Source organism: Devosia submarina (genome assembly GCF_003056345.1).
Classification (GTDB): domain Bacteria; phylum Pseudomonadota; class Alphaproteobacteria; order Rhizobiales; family Devosiaceae; genus Devosia; species Devosia submarina.
Window position 1 is genome coordinate 36,256 of the sequence record NZ_PYWB01000013.1, and the last position, 17,533, is coordinate 53,788.

Consider the following 17,533-nt stretch of genomic DNA (forward strand, 5'->3'; position numbering starts at 1 on the left):
CCATGTCGTAAAACGTGGAATGTTTAACTACTAAGTTGCGTAAACTAGAATTAATCTTGCACGCTTTAACAACGCAAATATCGTGTGCAGATCGTCTGCAAATCTTCCGGCATCGATCCCCCCGCCAAACCCTAGGGGACTTTTGACATCGGGCATGATCGTCTGTCGATCGTCTGCACGTTATCTTGCCCAGTCCCTGACTTTATGAGTGTTCCAGGCCTTCGATTATCTTTGGATCAATGCAAATCCATGGATTTCCGATGCCCTACGACCAACACACACTCGACCAGCTCAAGCGCCTGGACAAGGTACTGACCAACATCGACGACCTGCGCCGCCAGTTCGCACAGGTGGGTTGCGATGTCGAAAAGCTGCGTGTCGATATCCTCGACAACCCGACGCCTGCACCGACGCTGATCGCTGAAGCCAACAAAGCTGCCAACCCGCCCATGGACACGTCCCGCCTTGCTGTCGAAGGTTGGGAAGTCAGCTATGAGCCTCGTGACGGCAAGTTCGAGCGGCCTGCAGGCTTCCACATCAACTTCAGTGTTGCCGGGTATCTGGCGCCAGCGCCGGCAACACCTTCGATCGATCCTTCGGTAAATATGGATCAGGTTGCCGCTGATGTGGCTGCGGAGATCTACCAGACGGTCCAGAGCACCACTCCGACGGGCAAGCGCCGCGGCAGCCCGCAGGTTATCATCGCAGAGGCTTTGCGCAAAGCCGCCATCAAACATGCCCGGCAGGTGAGGTTCAGCTGCGGGCAGGGCGACCACCTGGAGGCCATCCATGCAGCCCTTGCCGATCAGCCTTCGCTGCAAATCAATCCCGATCTGATTGCCGCCGTAAGAGAACGCATCTTGTTCGCCGCTTTCGGAAGCCGGCATCGTGAGCCCCTCGCGTCGCATCGGCGTCCCGCCCGCCAAGCCAGTTGCTCCTGAATTCCCGCCTGACTCAGTCGTTCACTTCCTGGCCCTTGCTCGCATGGCGCAGCGAACATTGCTCAAACAGGATCACCTCGTGGGCGGTCAGCACGACGGAGAAGCGAGCCCTGCTGCGGCTGTGAAATTGAGGCCGCGATGGCTATGATCGCTGAAGCCAAGGCTAAAGCTGAAGCCGCCGACATGGGCGTGCTGGGGGACTTTGCTGATGAACGCACCTGAAATCATCCGGGCAATCACCTGGGCTGCCGATACCGATCCTGCGCTCAAGCAAGAGGTGGAAGATGCCATCCGCCGCCTGGCTGGCAGGAACCGTCCGGTCTACAATTCGATCGAAGTCCACCACAGGCTTGAAGCCTTCATTACAAAGCACGGCAGCGCGAATAAGGCAGCAGTCGCGTTGGGCATCAGCAAGTCATTTCTCCACGACATGCGGCATGCCAAACGGCCCTATACCGACGATCTCCTGACCGCCTTGGGGATGGAGCGGGTCCGAACCAAGGATCTTTTTTCGGTCCTATAGTTCCTTGCTAGCTCATCCGGCAGTGTGACGAACAGGCACCTGGAGACCTGTCCAATGAACGTTTTGAAAGCACTCGCCCGCCTTTTTTCGCGTCCTGAATTAATGCTGTTGCCTGCTGCGCCCGCTCCGGAGCAGCAGAAGGTTGTCAGCATCGATCCCCGCATTGCGACGATCAAAAACGTAGCTTCCATGCGCTTGAACTGGAAGAAGGTACATGACCTCGATTGCACCGGCTTGAGCCCGGTCCGCCGCGAATGGTTGCAGCTGCTGGATGTGGACATGCTGTTCCTCGTCAATCGTGCCAGCTACAGCCAGCTTCGGGCACATTTGTCCGGACGCAAAACGATCCGTGGCCTGCTGGCAGCCGATGCAGATTCCGTCGCTGCATACAAAGAGGCTCTGCGTCCCGAGGCTTCTCTGTTCAATGTCGAGGGCCGCGGCGGTGGCGGTGGGCCAAAGCGGTCGATGGGCGGCATGAAGATTTAGGAGCCGGACCATGCTGATCCCAAAATTTACCTTCGCATCCGCCGCCAGCGTATTTTTCACCGGCGACACCCATTTTGGCCATGGCTCCCAAGCCAAGCGCAGGGGTTACGACGATCTCGACGAGCACGACAACCTGCTCATCCACAACTGGAATCGCGAAGTGCCGGCGAACGGTGTCGTATTCCATGTCGGTGATTTTGCCTGGAAGACAGTGCCCCAGGAGCGACTGGAAAAGATCTTCAGGCGCCTCAATGGCAAGAAGTACCTTGTCCTTGGTAACCACGACAATAAGGCCGTGGCCGATCTGCCGTGGGCCGGTGTCGATCACCGCATGATTGTGCAGGTCGGCAGCGGAGAGGACCAGCACGAATTCCTGCTTGATCACTATGGCGGTAGGGTTTGGTACAATTCCCACAATGGCGTCAGGCAATTGTACGGCCACAGCCACAACGAACTGCCGTCAACCACCGCTGCGTGTGATGTAGGCGTCGACGGATGGATGCTGCAGCCGATCACCATCGCCGATGTCCTGGCCGTTCAGCGGGAGGCAAAGATCACCATGCGCGAGGTGCAGGACCTTGTGCCAGGTGGACCGAGGAACGGATGACCTTTCCCCCCATCATTTTGCTCCACTTCCCCACGAACTTCCCCAAAGCAATGGTGATCTTTGTGGGGAAGTTTTGATAGATTGTGGGGGTGAAGGATTGGAGGATGATTCCTTAATCGGCGTCCCAGTTGCGCCCCAGTTGTCCGGCGCCCCAGCGGCTTTAGGGAAGGATTGTATAGGAAAACCTAGGGGCCCGCTGGTGATCTCGACGGGATTCGAACCCATGACCCCCGGATTAGGAATCCGGTGCTCTATCCAGCTGAGCTACGAGACCACGGCGCAAGGAAATACCAGCTAGAACCAAACGTTACAAGTTGGTCGCGCCTGCAAGGCTGCCCTCCACCGTCTGGGGCACAAAAGCGTTCAGCAATTTTGCCCCAATCGCGTATATGATGGGCAAACGCTTTCCGGGGCCTTCCTTGCTCAAGACCAGCCTTGCCTATCTGCTTACCCTTGCGGCCCTTTCGGCAAGTTCTGCTTCGGCCATGGCCTGCGCGCAATTGCGCACGGTTGAGGGCGGCGTCGTGGCCGAGGTGACCGATGGCGACACGCTGGTCCTGGATGATGGCCAGGTGGTCCGGTTGATCGGAACCCAGGCCCCAAAGCTGCCCCTGGGACGGGAAAACTATCCCACCTGGCCGCTGGCGCCCGAGGCCAAAGCGGCGCTTGGGGAGCTTGCTGGGGGCAAAGAGGTGCTTTTGGGTTACGGCGGCGAGGAAATCGACCGCTATGGCCGGCACGTTGCGCATGTGTTCGTCGCCACTGCCGAAGGCTCCCTTTGGGTGCAGCAGGCCATGATCGGCAAGGGTTTGGCGCGGGTTTACTCCTTTCCCGACAACCGCGCCTGCCTTGATTTGCTGCTGGCTGCGGAAGGGGAGGCGCGCCGCGCCGGGCTTGGAATTTGGCGCGATCCCTATTACAGCGTTCGCCAAGCCGATGCGCCGGGTGACCTCCTCGCCCGCGCCGGTCATTATGAGCTTGTGGAAGGGCGGGTCCTTCTCGCCGACAAGAGCGGCGGGCGGGTTTATCTCAACTTTGGCAAGTACTGGAAAGAAGACTTCACGGTGGTCATTGAGGCTCCGGCCCTGCGGCTTTTTGCAGGGGACGAGTTTGATCCGCTGGCGCTGGACGGCGCACTGATTCGTGTTCGTGGATGGGTGGACAACCGGGATGGTCCGCGCATCGAGGTGACCCATCCCGAGCAGATCGAGGTTCTGGCAGAACGATGAGCGGCAAGTCGGATATCGCAAGGCTTATGCGACATGGGCTGCTGGCTGTTTCGCTGCTCGCGCTGTCGGCCTGCACGACGCTTTCCAATTCCAACATCGCCGTGAGCCGGACGGGTGACAATCCGGCCCCCACCGTTGTGCCCGCCGGCACCGATCCCGATGACGAGGTGATCGGCCGCCGCGAGCATCCGCGCATCATTGCCGCCTATGGCGGGGTTTATTCCGATCGTCCGGCCGAGATCATGGTTGCGCGCATTGTGGGGCGGCTCCTGGCTGCGGCCAACCAGCCCAATGCGCAGTTCCAGGTCACCATTCTGGATACATCCGAGGTCAATGCCTTTGCCCTGCCGGGCGGCTATATCTATGTGACGCGCGGCATCCTGGCGCTGGCATCCGACACGAGCGAGCTGGCCGCTGTCCTGGCGCACGAAATTGCCCACGTCACCCTGCGCCATGCCCGCGCCCGCACGGATCGCACCCGCACCACGCAGATCGTTGATCGCGTGATCACGGGTGTTTTTGGCGGTGACACTTCCACCGATGCTGCTGCCAACCGCACGCGTCAATCCATGGCGGCCTTCGGGCAGGCACAGGAACTGGAGGCCGATCGCGAAGGCATCGAATATGCGGGAAAGGCCGGCTACGATCCCCAGGCAGCTGCGCGGTTCCTGGGAGTGATGAGCCGCTTTGCCTCTTTCTCGGCAGGCGCCGGCAATGGGGATGACGGGTTCCTCTCCTCCCATCCTTCAACGCCCGCTCGCATCCAGAAGGCGGTCGACACAGCCACGACCATGTTTGGCCAATCGGGCGCTGGCGAAACCGATCGCGCCGGCTATCTGGCCTCCATTGCTGGCCTCACCTTTGGCGACAGCCCCGCGCAAGGCTCCATTATCGGGCAGCGCTTTGTCCATCCTGCGTCCAAATTCACCTTCACCGTGCCACAGGGCTATGTGCTGCAAAATGGGCAAAGCGCCGTCGTGGGCGTGGCGGGCGATGGGGAAGCGGTGCGCTTTGACAGTGCTGATGTGCAGCCCGACCTGGCCCTCACCGACTACCTCAAATCAGGCTGGATTGCGGGCCTCAAGACCGAAACGGTTACCAGCCAAAGCTATAATGGCATCGACATGGCCTCGGGCCTCGCGCAGACCGATCAATGGTTCTTCCGCGTGTCCGTGATGCGGCTCGATGGGCAGGTTTATCGCTTCATCTTTGCCGCCAAGGCCGACAGCCCGCGCTTTGCCCAGGGCGCCGAAGCAACGCTCCGAAGCTTCCGCCGCACGGAGCCGGCCGACCTCACCCAGGTCAGCAAGGTGTCGATCAAGATCGTCACCGCCAAGCCGGGCGAAAGTGCCGATAGCCTTGCCCGTCAGATGCAGGGGCTCAATCGCGGCACGGAGCTCTTTTACATCATCAACAATCTTTACCCCGGCGACCCCGTAGTGCCAGGCGAGCGCTACAAGATCGTGGCCCTGCAATAGCCTTCAGGACGGGATTTTGCTGGTCTGCTCGGCAATCACTTCGGCCGTGCCGTTGTCGAACAGCTTGACCACAGCCTCGCCCACCAGGGTGAAGCTCGCAATGGCCAACAGGCAGGTCAGCATGGCGATGAGGCCATATTCGATGGCGGTTGCCCCGCTTTCGTCATCGATGAATGCCTGGATAAAGGCCATCAACATGCTCGCCCCCGCGCAGTGCTGTCGCTAGAGCAGATCGCAGAGTGCGGCGATCAATGGCTCATCGGCCGGGGGCATGGGATAGTCGCGCAGCGCCTGGGGCCGCACCCATTTAAGGGCGGTATGCTCCTTGGGCTGCGGAATGCCCTGCCATTTCCGGCATACATAGAGTGGCATCAACAGGTGAAAATTCTCGTAAGAATGCGAGGCGAATGACACCGGCGCCAGGCACGCGGTCTTGGTGGAAACCCCCAGCTCTTCTTCGAGCTCACGGATCAGCGCCGCCTCGGGCGATTCACCGGTTTCGAGCTTGCCGCCAGGAAACTCCCAAAGGCCCGCCAGGTTCTTCCCCTGGGGTCGCTGTGCAATCAACACGCGCCGGTCGGCATCCACCAGGGCGCAGGCAACAACAAGAAGGATATTCATTGGGGTGCCCGCCGATAATGATATTCGTAGATCTGCTCAAAGCCGAGTGAGCGGTAAAGGCCCAGGGCCACCTTGTTGTTCGCCAAGACCTGGATCGCGGCATAGCTCGCGCCCATCTGCGATGTCCAGTTGAGCCCGGCATGCATCACTGCCCGGCCAAAGCCTTCGCCCCGCTTGGCGGGATCGACCACGACATTGAGAAGCACGGCGCAGTTTTGAGCATTGACGGCCAGCGCCGCGCCGGCCGGCTGGTAGCTATCGTCATAAACAACAATGCCGCACGCCGGAACCGTGATCCGGTCGAGGATTTGGCCCAGAACATTGCGCGTTTGCGCTGAATAGCCGGCTAGATCGGCTTGCACCTGGCGCCATTCAGGATCGCTTGGCTCGAAATATTTGGTAAGCGCCGACACCAGCCTTTGCCGCTTGCTCAGCTCCATGCCGAGCACAAGGCTGGGCTCATAAACATCCCAGCCCATCTCGTCGAGCGCTGCCACGATGCCGGGCCCTGCCAAGGGGGTGACGCGGAACACGGGCCGCAAGTCCCGCGCGCGATAAAGTTCAGCCAAAGCCGTTATGCGCTGCTGGGCACGCCCGTCATCGGCCGGGTCAAGGCAATGAACGGAATTGGCGCGCTTGGTGTAGCCATGGGCGAACCGAGCCGTCCAGCCGCCATCGGCGGCTTCCTCGAGCGCCGGCCAGGCCAGCAATGTTGCCTGTTCGATCTCGGCGGGCGAAAGGGCCACCCGCCTATCAGCTCCGGTAGTCGCCATTGATAGTGATATAGCCATGCGTCAGATCGCAGGTATAAACACTGGCGCTTCCCTCGCCCAATCCCAGGCTCACCGTCAGTTCAAGCTCCTCGCCCTTCATATAAGCCGAGGTCGCGGCCTCGTCATAGCCCGGCGCCCGCTCGCCATCCTTGGCTACGAGGAGGTCACCAAAGCGGATCGCCAGCCGGTCGCGATCAGCCGGTTCGCCCGCCTTGCCCACAGCCATAACCACCCGGCCCCAATTGGCGTCCTCGCCGGCAATCGCCGTTTTCACCAGGGGGGAATCCGCAATCGCCTTGGCGATGCGGAACGCGCTCTGGTCCGACGTCGCGCCCTCCACATGAACCGAAACCTGCTTGGTCGCGCCTTCACCATCGCGCACCACCTGGATGGCGAGGTCAAACAGAACATCCCGCAGCGCTTCGCCAAACACCTGGGCGCGCGGATCGTCGGGCCTGGTCAGCGGCTCGACATTGGCCTTGCCGGTGGCAAAGGCGAGCAGCGTGTCGGAGGTGGATGTATCGCTGTCCACCGTGATGGCATTAAAGGTCGTCTGCACATGCTGGGCCAGCAGATCCTGCAGCACAGGTGCCGCCACGGGCATGTCGGTCACAACAAAGCTCAGCATTGTCGCCATGTCGGGCGCGATCATGCCGCTGCCCTTGGCAATGCCGTTGATCCGCACCTCGACGCCGTCGATCTCGAGAATGGCACCGGACAGCTTGGGGAATGTGTCTGTGGTCATGATGGCCTTGGCCGGATCCATCCACGAGCCGGAATCGAGCTTGCCAGCCATGGTATCGAGCACGCCCTCGAACTTGCTGGCATCGAGCGGCTCCCCGATCACGCCCGTTGAGGCCAAAAAGATTTCCGCCGTGCTGCAGCCCAAAGCCTTGGCCGCATATTGCGCCGTCAGCTCCACGCTCTGCTTGCCCTTGACCCCGGTAAAAGCATTTGCATTGCCCGAATTGACCACAAGCCCACGCGCCATGCCGCCAGACGGCAAATTAGCCCGGCACCAATCCACGGCCGCCGAGGAGCATTTGGACTTGGTCAGAACGCCCGCCGCTGTTGTGCCCTCGTCAAAGGCCATCAAGAGCACATCAGTGCGGTTCTTGTACTTGATCCCTGCTTCCGCTGTTGCAAAGCGCACCCCGGCAATGGCCGGCAGGTCGGGATAGGATTTCGGCGCGAGGGGGGAAACCGGATGGGCCATGAGCAAAGCCTTGGTGGAAAAGCAATCAGTCTCCCCGTGTGCCCCAAACATGGCCTCTTCGCAAGACGGGTGCTCACGAACCCCACCTAACCTTTCCCTGAGGGCGAAGGATTTTGGGCTCGAAGGCGATACGTTGCCTACCTGGTGAACGATCAGGCCCAATCCGATCACCCCTTGCCTTGCATCCAATAAAAAGCCCCCGGATCAACTCCGAGGGCCATTCCAATCAGGGGAAGCGAGCGTTCTCACACGCGCTGATCCATCTTACTCCGCCGCCGGCGCTTCTTGGGCCGCCGCATCGGTCTGGGTCTGCTGCTGCACGGCGTTGGCCAAGGCCGCATCGGGGATGTCGATCTCGACGCCATCCATCAGCTTGGCGACCGTATCGTCAAACGTCTTCATCAGTAGCTGCTGCTGCAACTGCCCTGCCACCTGCTCGAATGCCGGAGCGCTGGACTGGCGCTTTTCTTCGAGCCGGATCACATGCCAGCCGAACTGCGACTGCACGGGCTCGGAAACCTGACCAACATCGGTCAGGGCATAGGCGGCCGTTTCAAACGGCGCCACCATCATGCCCTTGCCGAAAAAGCCCAGGTCCCCACCATTGGCAGCACCCGGATCGATCGACTTTTCCTTGGCAAGCGTTGCAAAGTCAGCCCCGCCATCAAGTTCGGACTTGACCGCTTTGGCCTCGTCTTCGGTAGGCACAAGGATATGGCTCGCCCGGATTTCCTCGGCCGGCTGGAAATCGGCAACGAATTTATCGTATTCGGCCCGCACAGCCTGCTCGGTTACGCCCGAAGCGATTGCCTCGGCGAAATAGGCGCGGCGCAGGGCGCGGTCTTCAAGATAGGCCAGGCGCTGCTTGAACAAGGGCGTCTCGCCCATGCCGGCTTCCCGGCCGGCCGATGCCATCACCTTCATATCGATCAGCACGCGCAGCAGGAACGGCTTGCGCTGCTCGGGCGGCATCTGGCTCAGTTCCTGGGTCAGGTCCTCAGCGGCAAAGCTGAGATCGGCCTCGGTGATCGTCTGGCCGTCCACGGTTGCGACAACGGTTTCCGGCGTCACGGGCGCCGGTGCTGCCGCCGGGGCTTCGGCTGCGGGCGCGGCGGGCGCTGCATCTTGCGCGAAGGCTGGAGCCATGGCGGTGGCGGCCATCATCAGGGCCAGAACACTGGCACTGCGGGCAAAGCGCAGGGAAAAGGATTTGGACAAGCTAGCTCTCCTTGGCCGGCGCTTGCAAAGGGCGCCGCAGCTTTTGGGTCAACGGCAAACAAATGTCTGCCGCCAGATCGGCGCCTGCCGTCACATGGCACTTGGGCCAAAATGTGCCACGCCGCATTTCGTGAGCGAGGAGGCGCTGCGAAAACATGTGGCTTGCGCCCGGTTTTCCGGCAGGCCGCGGAGGTGTCGCGCATTTCGCTGACGTTGACAATAGAGGGGTGCGCTCTTACATCTCAGCCGCTTTTCCGCCACTCGGCGGATCAAGACATTCCGAAAGCCGGAAAGGCTTCTCATTGCGCCGTCTCCCAAGGATATCTGCTGATTGTCGGGCGGCCGCGATGAACAATCAAAGGACCTTGTAATATGGCACTTGCTGCGCTCGCCCGGCGGATTTTCGGCTCTCCGTCCGATCGGCACGTCAAGCGATACCAGCCAAATGTCGCGGCCATCAATGCGCTTGAAGGGGAACTCGAAAAGCTCAGCGATGACGCACTGCGCGCCCGCACGGCCGAGTTTAAGGCGCAGATCGCCCAGGGACGCAGCCTCGATGATCTGATTGTTCCCGCTTTCGCCACGGTGCGCGAAGCCTCAAAGCGCGTCCTTGGCATGCGCCATTTCGATGTGCAGCTGATCGGCGGCATGGTGATGAACGAGCGCGGCATTGCCGAAATGCGCACCGGTGAAGGCAAGACGCTGGTGGCAACGCTGCCGATGTATCTCAATGCCCTGACCGGCAAGGGGGCGCACCTCGTCACCGTCAACGACTACCTTGTCAAGCGTGACGCCGCCTGGATGGGCCAGATCTACAATTTCCTGGGGCTCGAATGGGGCATCATCGTCCATGGCATGACGGACCCTGAGCGCAAAGCCGCCTATGCCGCCGACATCACCTACGGCACCAACAACGAGCTGGGCTTCGACTATCTTCGCGACAACATGAAATATACGCGCGAGCAGATGGTGCAGCGGGGCCATGAATTCGCGATCGTGGACGAGGTGGACTCGATCCTGATCGACGAGGCTCGTACGCCGCTGATCATCTCGGGCCCCTCCGAAGACCGCTCCAATCTTTACACCACGATCGACGCCCTGATGCCGATCATCGAGGAAGAGGACTACGAGCTCGACGAGAAGCAGCGCGCGGTGACCTTTACCGACAGCGGCATCGAAAAGCTCGAGGAAAGGCTGGCCGAAATGGGCCTGCTCAAGTCCTCCTCCATGTATGACGTCGAAAACGTCGCCCTCGTCCACCACGCCAATTCGGCCCTGCGCGCGCACAAGCTCTTCCGCAAGGACAAGGACTACATCGTGCGCAACGATGAAGTCGTTATTATCGACGAGTTCTCCGGCCGCATGATGCCGGGCCGCCGTTATTCGGAAGGCCTGCACCAGGCGCTGGAAGCCAAGGAACACGTCAAGATCCAGCCGGAAAACCAGACGCTGGCTTCGATCACCTTCCAGAACTATTTCCGCCTCTACAAAAAGCTTGCCGGCATGACCGGCACGGCGGCAACCGAGGCCGAGGAATTCGCTGACATCTACAAGCTCGACGTTGTCACCATCCCGACCAATTTGCCGATCCAGCGCAAGGATGACGACGACGCCATCTACCGCACGGCGGCGGAAAAGTTCGACGCCATTGCCGATCTGATCAAGGAATGCCAGGAGCGAGGCCAGCCGGTGCTGGTGGGCACGACCTCGATCGAAAAGTCCGAAATGCTGGCCGATCTTCTGCGCAAGAAGAATGTCGGGCAGATGAATGTCCTTAACGCCCGCCACCACGAGCAGGAAGCCTTTATCGTGGCCGATGCGGGCCTGCCGGGCGCGATCACCATTGCCACCAACATGGCCGGTCGCGGTACCGACATTCAGCTCGGCGGCAATCTCGAAATGCGCATCCAGAAAGAAGCCGACGGCCTAGAGGGTGCCGAGCGCGAGGCCAAGATCGCCGAGATCAAGCGCACCATAGCCGAAGACAAGGCCAAGGCGCTCGCCGCCGGGGGCCTCATGGTGATCGGCACCGAACGCCATGAATCGCGCCGCATCGACAACCAGCTGCGTGGCCGTTCCGGGCGCCAGGGCGATCCGGGGCATTCCAAGTTCTTCCTGTCCTTGCAGGACGATTTGATGCGCATCTTCCCGGTTGATTCAATGGATTCCATGCTGGGCAAGCTGGGGCTCGAGCAGGGCGAGTCCATTACCCACCCATGGGTTTCCAAGGCCATCGAGCGGGCGCAGGGCAAGGTGGAAGCGCGCAACTTCGACATCCGCAAGAACATCCTCAAATACGACGATGTGATGAACGATCAGCGCAAGGTGATCTTCGAGCAGCGCATCGAGTTGATGGATGCCGAGGACGTCAGCGAAACCGTTGTCGAAATGCGTCACGATGTGGTCGACAACATCATCGACAAGGCCATTCCGCCCCGCTCCTATCCCGAACAGTGGAACGTGGAACAGCTCACTGCTGCCGCCAAGACCTACCTCAACCTCGACCTGCCCATCCAGGCCTGGGCCGAGGAAGAGGGGATCGACGCCGAGATCGTGCGCGAGCGCATGATCGCCGCTGCCGACGAAGCCGCCCAAACCAAGGAAGCGCGCACCATTGCTGCCATGGAAGCGGCGGGGTCACCCAACCCCAGCGTCATGCGCCAAGTGGAAAAATCTATCCTTCTGCAGTCCATTGACGGGCTCTGGCGCGAACACCTCGTCACGCTGGATCACCTCTCCAAGGTGGTCGGCTGGCGCGGCATCGCCCAGCGCGATCCGCTCAACGAATACAAGCAGGAAGCCTATGAGCTGTTCCAATCGTTGCTGGCCAATCTGCGCGAGCTCGTGACCACCCAGCTCAGCCATGTTGAGCTGCAGCCCCGCCCCGTTCAGCCCCCAGTTGCCGATCTTTCCCGCCTGCGCGAAACCCATATCGATCCGCTGACGGGCGAGAACGATGCCGATGGCGGCGACACACTTGCCGACTCGCTGGGCGCCACGGGCAGCGATCCCTCGCTCACCCCCATCGACCCTCAATTGCTGGAGGGCGTTGCCCGCAACGCCCCATGCCCCTGCGGCTCGGGCAAGAAGTTCAAGCACTGCCACGGGCAGTTCTAGTAAAGAGGCCCGGCGAAAGTCGGGCCTTTTTCTTTGCCTGCTGTGGCCACCAAAAGCCGCCACAAACACAATGTCACCCCGGGCTCTACCCGGGGCCCATCTCGAGATCGCTGTACGTCCGCAAGGTCGAAGGATTCACCTCCTTCAAGCATCTCAGGATGGATCCCGGCTCAAGGCCGGGATGACATCGTGCTCGTGATTGGCTCAGCCCTCAGCACGTCACCCGAATCTCAGCAAACCCACTCACCGCCCCGCCCTGGGTTGGCACCACCGCGATCATGCATTGGCTTTCGGGCAGCCCCACCGTGCCGCCCTGCGCGATCACCGTGCCATTGCCAAGCGTGATATAACCGTCATCCACCGCGCCGATTTCCACTCGCGCCGGCGTGCCGCACACGGGATAAACGTCCCCTGCCGCCACCATGAAGCGCGTCCCTGTGGGCAGGCAATCGCCATCGCTGGGCAAGGCGGCTGCCCCGGAGGGCGCCAGCGGCGGTAGCCCTGCCGGTGCACCCGCCGGGCCACTGCGCCAATTCTCCTCCAGCAGCCCCACGCGATTTTGCAGATCCACCAGCGCTCCATCATCCACGGACGCGGGTGCAGCATTGGCCTGCTGGCGGTTAAACAATTCAAGGCTGACCTTGATCTGGGCAATGTCCGTTGCAAGCCGCGCCACGTCCCGCTGCGTCTCTGTATAAACCCAGGCCGATGCCGCAAGCGCTGCAACGCCCACAAGCCCTGCAACAAAGCCCAGAAGCGTCGGGCCGGCCAGGCGTCGCGCAGGGGCGGCCGCTGGCTGCTCGGCGACAGCACTGCGTTGCTCGGCCTCGATCGTGGGGATTTCTTCCAAGGCGCATCTCCGTTGCGGCAGGTCGGCTCACCCCATCGGCGGCAAATGCGGCTGTCCTGTGGTAGGCTGCCCTTTTAAAGCAGCCACTCCGCACGGGGGAAAGGCGTTGGTGCCGGCTTGCCGCTCATGACCGGCTTGACCTCGCCCTGCCCACCGCCAAACAGCCCGCCAATGCCTCCGAACAGGCCCGACACGGCCCCGCTCATGGCCTCGCCGCGCGCCTTGATCGCCGCTTCTTCATTCGCCTTCCTTTCGGCTGCCGAAAGCTGCTGGGCCACGGCCTTTTCGTCCGCCTCCTGCTTGGCGATCAAAACCGCATTCTGCGTCATGGCAGGGCAGGGGGCCATGGCGTTGAGCGCGCCATTGCCGGGCGCATTAAACACATATTGCCGCTCGCACACGTCCCAGCTGGGCGGGTTCTTGGTCAGCTCGAAAAGATCATAGCCTTCCTTGATGTCCTTCCAGAATGGCAAATGCTCATTGCTGGCCTGGGCGGCCAGGTTTGCAGCGTTCATCTTGAAGGGAAAGATCTGCAGCTGGAAGCTGCGATTGCCGCCCTTGAAGGTTTCGCGGGCCAGGGCATAGATTTCGGCAATGCCGTCATCGGTCATGGCGTAGCAGCCGCGCGACGAGCAATCGCCATGCACCATCAGATCGGACCCCGTGCGCCCCCAGGCGCGGTCGAACTTGTTGGGAAAGCCGGTGTTGAAGGCGAGGTAATAGGCCGAGTTCGGGTTCATCAGCCCGGGTGTGATCGTATAGAAGCCCTCCGGGCTCTGCCGGTCGCCTTCCTTGATCTTGGGTCCAAGATTGCCCGAAAAGGCGCAGATCTCATAGCTCTTGAAAAGCTTGAAATTGCCGGCCTTGGTCCGCTTCCACACCTCAAGCGTTTTTTCCTGCTTGAAGATGCGGATCATCATGGCTTCGCCGGGGTCGGACCCCATGGCCTTGAGCGCTGCGACCACGCCGCTTTGCAGCGGCTGGTTGTGGCGATTGCTGTTGCTTTTGGGCAAAAAACCGCCGCAGGCCACCAGCCCCAGGGCCACCCACAGCAGGATCAGCACAGAACACAATTTGCGCAGCGCGGTATATGTCAAGATAAGCAGCCTAGAAGCGAAACAAATCACCGACCGCTTGGAGACGGATGGTTAGCGCAGCATGAAGAAGTGCTGGTGAACGAAGCGTTACCACACGCCATATCTTCGCGAAAGATAGGTTTATTCACGCAAGCGTGCAGACCCCTACCTGACCTTCCCCTGGAAGGGGGCGGAAAAGAGCAGAGTCAAACCGCGATTGTGCCAAGTGCACTAAGCAGTCCCTCCCCCTCTCAGGGGGAGGCCAGGTGGGGGGTAGCCCCAAAGCCCTTAAAGCGCCGTCCCGATCGCCATGAACTTTTCGCGCCGGTGCTCGCGCACTTCCAGCCGCCCCTTGCCCGCAAAGTCCGCCAGAAACGCGGCAATCGCATCACGCGTCGACGCCATGACGGTTTCGGGGTGCCGGTGCGCCCCGCCGGTCGGCTCGGGGATAATGGCGTCGATCACGCCGAAGCCCAGAAGGTCGGCGGAAGTGATCTTCATGTTGGTCGCCGCATCCTGCGCCTTGGCGGCGTCGCGCCAGAGGATCGAGGCGCCGCCTTCGGGCGAGATCACCGAATAAATGGCATGCTCCAGCATCAGCACGCGATTGGCCGTCGCAATGGCGATGGCGCCGCCCGAGCCGCCTTCGCCGATGATGATGGCGATGTTGGGCACACCCAGTTCAAGCGATTTTTCCGTGGAGCGGGCAATGGCCTCGGCCTGCCCGCGCTCTTCGGCGCCGATCCCGGGATAGGCGCCCGCGGTGTCCACAAAGGAAAGGACCGGAATGTTGAACCGGTCGGCCATTTCCATGATGCGCACGGCCTTGCGATAGCCTTCCGGCCGCGCCATGCCGAAATTGTGCTTGAGGCGCGTTTCCGTGGAATTGCCCTTTTCCTGGCCCAGCACGGCAACAGGCTGCCCGTTGAACCGGCCAAAACCGGCCTGGATGGACGCGTCTTCGGCAAATTTGCGGTCACCGGCCAGCGGCTGCCATTCGGTGATCAGCGTGCGGATGTAATCGGATAGATGCGGGCGCTGCGGATGGCGCGCTACTTGGGTCTTTTGCCAAGGGGTAAGCTTTTTGTAGATTTCCACCAGGGCCTCTTCGGCCCGGCTCGAGAGCCGGTTGACCTCTTCGTCAATGCTGACGGCCTGGTCCGTTGCCGCCATGGCCTTGAGCTCGGCGATCTTGCCTTCCAGATCGGCGACCGGCTTTTCGAAATCGAGATAAGACTGCATCCCACCTGCCCGTTAGGGGTCTGTTGTTCGCGACCCATGAATTCGGCCGCTGCTGTTGCGCCCTAAAGTGGCCGGAAAGTGACGATCAGGCGACGCCAAGTCAAGACTTGTTGCCAATCGCGTGCGGAAAGCCCTTGCCAATTGGCTAAAGACTCATGGTGAGCCTGTCGAACCACGAGGTCGCGCGAGTGGAGCTATCAACCCTCAGAACGAGGCCACTACCCCTGTGCCAGCGGATGGTGCGTTTCCACCAGATCCCGCAGCTTGTCATCGAGCACATGCGTATAGATCTGCGTTGTGGAAATATCGGCATGCCCCAAAAGCATCTGCACCACGCGCAGATCCGCCCCACCGGCCAGCAGATGACTCGCAAAGGCATGGCGCAACACGTGCGGGGCAATACGGGCCGAACTGATCCCCGCGCGCCCTGCCAGCGATTTCAGATCCCGGGCAAACACTTGGCGCGACAAATACCCCTCCGCGCCGCCTGCCGGAAACAAGAAAGGGCCCGGGTCAAGCGTTCCCAGATAAGCCTTGAGCGCATCACGAGCCCGGTCGTTGAGCGGGACGACCCGCTCCTTGCTGCCCTTGCCCACAACCGTCAAATAACTCGTGTCCCGCATTACGGCCTGACGGCGCAGGCTCACCAATTCGCTAACGCGCAGCCCCGTGGCATAAAGCAGTTCCAGCAACACATAGAGCCGCAGGGCCGCCGCCTGCTGCGCCGGCTCGGCAGGCGCATTGGCCTCCTCTTCTGCCGTTGAAAGCAGCTTGTCGACCTCCGCAATGCTCAAGACCTTGGGCAAGGCGCGCCGCGGCTTGGGGCTGGCTACGATCCGCGTCGGATCATCCCCCCTGATCCCGTCGGCGCATAAAAACCGGTGGAACTGCCGGATGGCCGAAAGCCGGCGGGCGCTTGAGGATGCCGAAAGCCCATCGCGCCGGATCTGGTCGAGATAGGCGTTGACACTGTCGCGGCTTGCATTGAGCAGCGTCTGCTTGCGCCCCGCAACGAAGCCCGCATAGTCGCTCAGATCCCGCCGATAGGCATCGATCGTATTCTTGGCCGCGCCCCGTTCGGCGCTCATCATTTCCAGAAAAGCGCCGATCAGATGCTGGCCGCTCATGGCTGTCCAGGCAGGGTTTCTTCGGCAGCGCCCGGATTGGCGCCGGTGCCCTCGGGCGCATTGCCCACTGGTGCTGGCTCAGCCGGAGGCGGTTCAACCGGCGCGGGCGCTGCAGGCGCCGGGGCGCTGCCGGGCAGGGCCGGTGCGCCTCCACCCAGCAGGTCGCGCGAGGGAATACGGACCGTTACTTCCTTGGGCGTGGGCTCGACAAAGCTGATCAGCGCAATCATGCCGGCATAAACGAGGCCAGCAAGGAAAAGCAGCGTGATAAGAAGGCGGATCAAAGTGGGCATGAAATTCCGGCGCTTTGGTTTTGGGACTATATAGAGGGAAATGGTTTCTGTTTGGTAGGCATGGCACCATAACACAGGCTATAGCGTCCAGCTTCTTGACAGCACCCGCCCGTGCGGGTTGATAGCGGCATCATCTGGGGAGCGTATTGGTGAACCGTCCCGACGCGGCAACGCGACAGGCCCGCGCCGAAGAATTAGTGGAACGCCTTGCCGGCAAGCCGATCGTCCTGGTCGGCATGATGGGCGTGGGCAAGACGACCATTGGCCGGCGTGTCGCGGCCAAGCTTAGCCGGCAATTTCTCGACAGCGACGAGGAAATCGAAAAAGCCGCACAAATGAGCATTCCCGAAATGTTCGAGCAGCGTGGGGAGGCCGAATTTCGCGCCGGGGAAACCCGTGTCATTGCCCGTGTCCTTAAGGACAGGGATATTGTTTTGGCGACCGGGGGCGGGGCGTTCGTCAATGGGGAAACGCGTGCCCTGGTCAAGGGAGAGGCGATCTCCGTCTGGCTCAAGGCCAATGCCGATATTCTTTTTGAGCGCGTCTCGCGCCGCTCCAACCGGCCGCTTCTCAAGACCGCCAATCCGCGCGCCACGCTCGAAAAGCTGATCGAGGAGCGTTACCCCATCTATGCCGAAGCCGACCTCACCGTCTCGAGCCGCGATGTCCCCCAGGACGTCGTCGCCAATGACGTGATCGACGCCGTGCTGCATTTCCTCAAGCGCCAGGATTGACC

18 protein-coding genes and 1 tRNA gene are annotated in these 17,533 nt (G+C 61.3%); 8 read left to right on the forward strand and 11 right to left on the reverse strand.

Going from position 1 to position 17,533, the window contains the following annotated elements; genetic code table 11:
* Positions 1 to 260 precede the first annotated feature (260 nt).
* The 4 genes from DDE77_RS17295 to DDE77_RS17310 all read left to right on the forward strand — a co-directional run bounded on the left by DDE77_RS17295 (position 261) and on the right by DDE77_RS17310 (position 2,557).
* Positions 261 to 941 (forward strand): hypothetical protein, encoded by a 681-nt coding sequence (locus DDE77_RS17295; protein WP_108398730.1) that lies wholly within the window; start codon positions 261 to 263, stop codon positions 939 to 941.
* Positions 942 to 1,149: 208 nt separating this feature from the next.
* Complete coding sequence (locus tag DDE77_RS17300) at positions 1,150 to 1,464, forward strand: hypothetical protein (protein WP_108398731.1); 315 nt, start codon at positions 1,150 to 1,152, stop codon at positions 1,462 to 1,464.
* Positions 1,465 to 1,518: 54 nt separating this feature from the next.
* Positions 1,519 to 1,950 (forward strand): hypothetical protein, encoded by a 432-nt coding sequence (locus DDE77_RS17305; protein ID WP_157959917.1) that lies wholly within the window; start codon positions 1,519 to 1,521, stop codon positions 1,948 to 1,950.
* A gap of 10 nt (positions 1,951 to 1,960) precedes the next feature.
* Positions 1,961 to 2,557 (forward strand): metallophosphoesterase, encoded by a 597-nt coding sequence (locus DDE77_RS17310; RefSeq protein ID WP_108398733.1) that lies wholly within the window; start codon positions 1,961 to 1,963, stop codon positions 2,555 to 2,557.
* A 197-nt stretch (positions 2,558 to 2,754) separates the two neighbouring features.
* Here the strand turns inward: DDE77_RS17310 and DDE77_RS17315 are convergent.
* A tRNA-Arg gene (locus DDE77_RS17315) sits at positions 2,755 to 2,831 on the reverse strand.
* Positions 2,832 to 2,976: 145 nt separating this feature from the next.
* On the opposite strand from DDE77_RS17315, the gene DDE77_RS17320 reads away from it, so the two are divergent.
* Both DDE77_RS17320 and DDE77_RS17325 read left to right on the forward strand, forming a co-directional pair.
* A complete protein-coding gene (locus DDE77_RS17320; protein ID WP_157959918.1) occupies positions 2,977 to 3,786 on the forward strand; it encodes a thermonuclease family protein in 810 nt (269 codons plus the stop codon).
* Entirely contained in the window at positions 3,783 to 5,264 is a 1,482-nt protein-coding gene (locus tag DDE77_RS17325; RefSeq protein WP_157959919.1) for a M48 family metalloprotease, read from the forward strand. Before DDE77_RS17320 ends, DDE77_RS17325 begins: the two co-directional genes overlap by 4 nt.
* A 3-nt stretch (positions 5,265 to 5,267) precedes the next feature.
* Here DDE77_RS17325 and DDE77_RS17330 read toward each other — a convergent pair whose 3' ends face one another.
* The 5 genes from DDE77_RS17330 to DDE77_RS17350 form a co-directional block, all read right to left on the reverse strand.
* On the reverse strand, positions 5,268 to 5,462 hold the full coding sequence (locus tag DDE77_RS17330) for a Flp family type IVb pilin (protein WP_108398736.1): 195 nt from the start codon (positions 5,460 to 5,462) through the stop codon (positions 5,268 to 5,270).
* A 24-nt stretch (positions 5,463 to 5,486) separates the two neighbouring features.
* On the reverse strand, positions 5,487 to 5,885 hold the full coding sequence (locus DDE77_RS17335) for a (deoxy)nucleoside triphosphate pyrophosphohydrolase (RefSeq protein ID WP_108398737.1): 399 nt from the start codon (positions 5,883 to 5,885) through the stop codon (positions 5,487 to 5,489).
* Positions 5,882 to 6,631, reverse strand: coding sequence for a GNAT family N-acetyltransferase (locus tag DDE77_RS17340; RefSeq protein ID WP_157959920.1), 750 nt, complete (start codon positions 6,629 to 6,631; stop codon positions 5,882 to 5,884). Before DDE77_RS17340 ends, DDE77_RS17335 begins: the two co-directional genes overlap by 4 nt.
* Before the next feature lie 7 nt (positions 6,632 to 6,638).
* Positions 6,639 to 7,874, reverse strand: coding sequence for a bifunctional glutamate N-acetyltransferase/amino-acid acetyltransferase ArgJ (gene argJ / locus DDE77_RS17345; protein ID WP_108398776.1), 1,236 nt, complete (start codon positions 7,872 to 7,874; stop codon positions 6,639 to 6,641).
* Positions 7,875 to 8,138: 264 nt separating this feature from the next.
* Positions 8,139 to 9,092, reverse strand: coding sequence for a peptidylprolyl isomerase (locus DDE77_RS17350; RefSeq protein WP_245895372.1), 954 nt, complete (start codon positions 9,090 to 9,092; stop codon positions 8,139 to 8,141).
* A 372-nt stretch (positions 9,093 to 9,464) separates the two neighbouring features.
* Here DDE77_RS17350 and secA point away from each other — a divergent pair, with 372 nt between their 5' ends.
* Positions 9,465 to 12,209, forward strand: coding sequence for a preprotein translocase subunit SecA (gene secA / locus DDE77_RS17355; RefSeq protein WP_108398739.1), 2,745 nt, complete (start codon positions 9,465 to 9,467; stop codon positions 12,207 to 12,209).
* Positions 12,210 to 12,420: 211 nt separating this feature from the next.
* On the opposite strand, the gene DDE77_RS17360 is transcribed toward secA, so the two are convergent.
* The 5 genes from DDE77_RS17360 to DDE77_RS20260 all read right to left on the reverse strand — a co-directional run bounded on the left by DDE77_RS17360 (position 12,421) and on the right by DDE77_RS20260 (position 16,797).
* Entirely contained in the window at positions 12,421 to 13,059 is a 639-nt protein-coding gene (locus tag DDE77_RS17360; RefSeq protein ID WP_108398740.1) for a hypothetical protein, read from the reverse strand.
* A gap of 74 nt (positions 13,060 to 13,133) precedes the next feature.
* Entirely contained in the window at positions 13,134 to 14,156 is a 1,023-nt protein-coding gene (locus DDE77_RS19775; protein WP_210204424.1) for a L,D-transpeptidase family protein, read from the reverse strand.
* Positions 14,157 to 14,423: 267 nt separating this feature from the next.
* Complete coding sequence (locus DDE77_RS17370; protein WP_108398741.1) at positions 14,424 to 15,377, reverse strand: acetyl-CoA carboxylase carboxyltransferase subunit alpha; 954 nt, start codon at positions 15,375 to 15,377, stop codon at positions 14,424 to 14,426.
* A gap of 218 nt (positions 15,378 to 15,595) precedes the next feature.
* Positions 15,596 to 16,504 carry a site-specific tyrosine recombinase XerD gene (locus DDE77_RS17375; protein ID WP_108398742.1) on the reverse strand — a complete coding sequence of 303 codons (909 nt, stop codon included), beginning with the start codon at positions 16,502 to 16,504 and terminating at the stop codon, positions 15,596 to 15,598.
* A complete protein-coding gene (locus tag DDE77_RS20260; RefSeq protein ID WP_425430762.1) occupies positions 16,501 to 16,797 on the reverse strand; it encodes a hypothetical protein in 297 nt (98 codons plus the stop codon). Before DDE77_RS20260 ends, DDE77_RS17375 begins: the two co-directional genes overlap by 4 nt.
* Positions 16,798 to 16,946: 149 nt before the next feature.
* On the opposite strand from DDE77_RS20260, the gene DDE77_RS17385 reads away from it, so the two are divergent.
* Entirely contained in the window at positions 16,947 to 17,531 is a 585-nt protein-coding gene (locus DDE77_RS17385; protein ID WP_108398778.1) for a shikimate kinase, read from the forward strand.
* Positions 17,532 to 17,533: the final 2 nt, after the last annotated feature.

Coding starts and splice junctions, on each gene's coding strand:
- DDE77_RS17310 (WP_108398733.1), top strand. CDS start 1,961: ATGCTGATCCCAAAATTTACCTTCGCATCCGCCGCCAGCGTATTTTTC.
- DDE77_RS17295 (WP_108398730.1), top strand. CDS start 261: ATGCCCTACGACCAACACACACTCGACCAGCTCAAGCGCCTGGACAAG.
- secA (WP_108398739.1), top strand. CDS start 9,465: ATGGCACTTGCTGCGCTCGCCCGGCGGATTTTCGGCTCTCCGTCCGAT.
- DDE77_RS17330 (WP_108398736.1), bottom strand. CDS start 5,462: ATGTTGATGGCCTTTATCCAGGCATTCATCGATGACGAAAGCGGGGCA.
- DDE77_RS17325 (WP_157959919.1), top strand. CDS start 3,783: ATGAGCGGCAAGTCGGATATCGCAAGGCTTATGCGACATGGGCTGCTG.
- argJ (WP_108398776.1), bottom strand. CDS start 7,874: ATGGCCCATCCGGTTTCCCCCCTCGCGCCGAAATCCTATCCCGACCTG.
- DDE77_RS17300 (WP_108398731.1), top strand. CDS start 1,150: ATGAACGCACCTGAAATCATCCGGGCAATCACCTGGGCTGCCGATACC.
- DDE77_RS17335 (WP_108398737.1), bottom strand. CDS start 5,885: ATGAATATCCTTCTTGTTGTTGCCTGCGCCCTGGTGGATGCCGACCGG.
- DDE77_RS17375 (WP_108398742.1), bottom strand. CDS start 16,504: ATGAGCGGCCAGCATCTGATCGGCGCTTTTCTGGAAATGATGAGCGCC.
- DDE77_RS17370 (WP_108398741.1), bottom strand. CDS start 15,377: ATGCAGTCTTATCTCGATTTCGAAAAGCCGGTCGCCGATCTGGAAGGC.
- DDE77_RS20260 (WP_425430762.1), bottom strand. CDS start 16,797: ATGCCCACTTTGATCCGCCTTCTTATCACGCTGCTTTTCCTTGCTGGC.
- DDE77_RS17305 (WP_157959917.1), top strand. CDS start 1,519: ATGAACGTTTTGAAAGCACTCGCCCGCCTTTTTTCGCGTCCTGAATTA.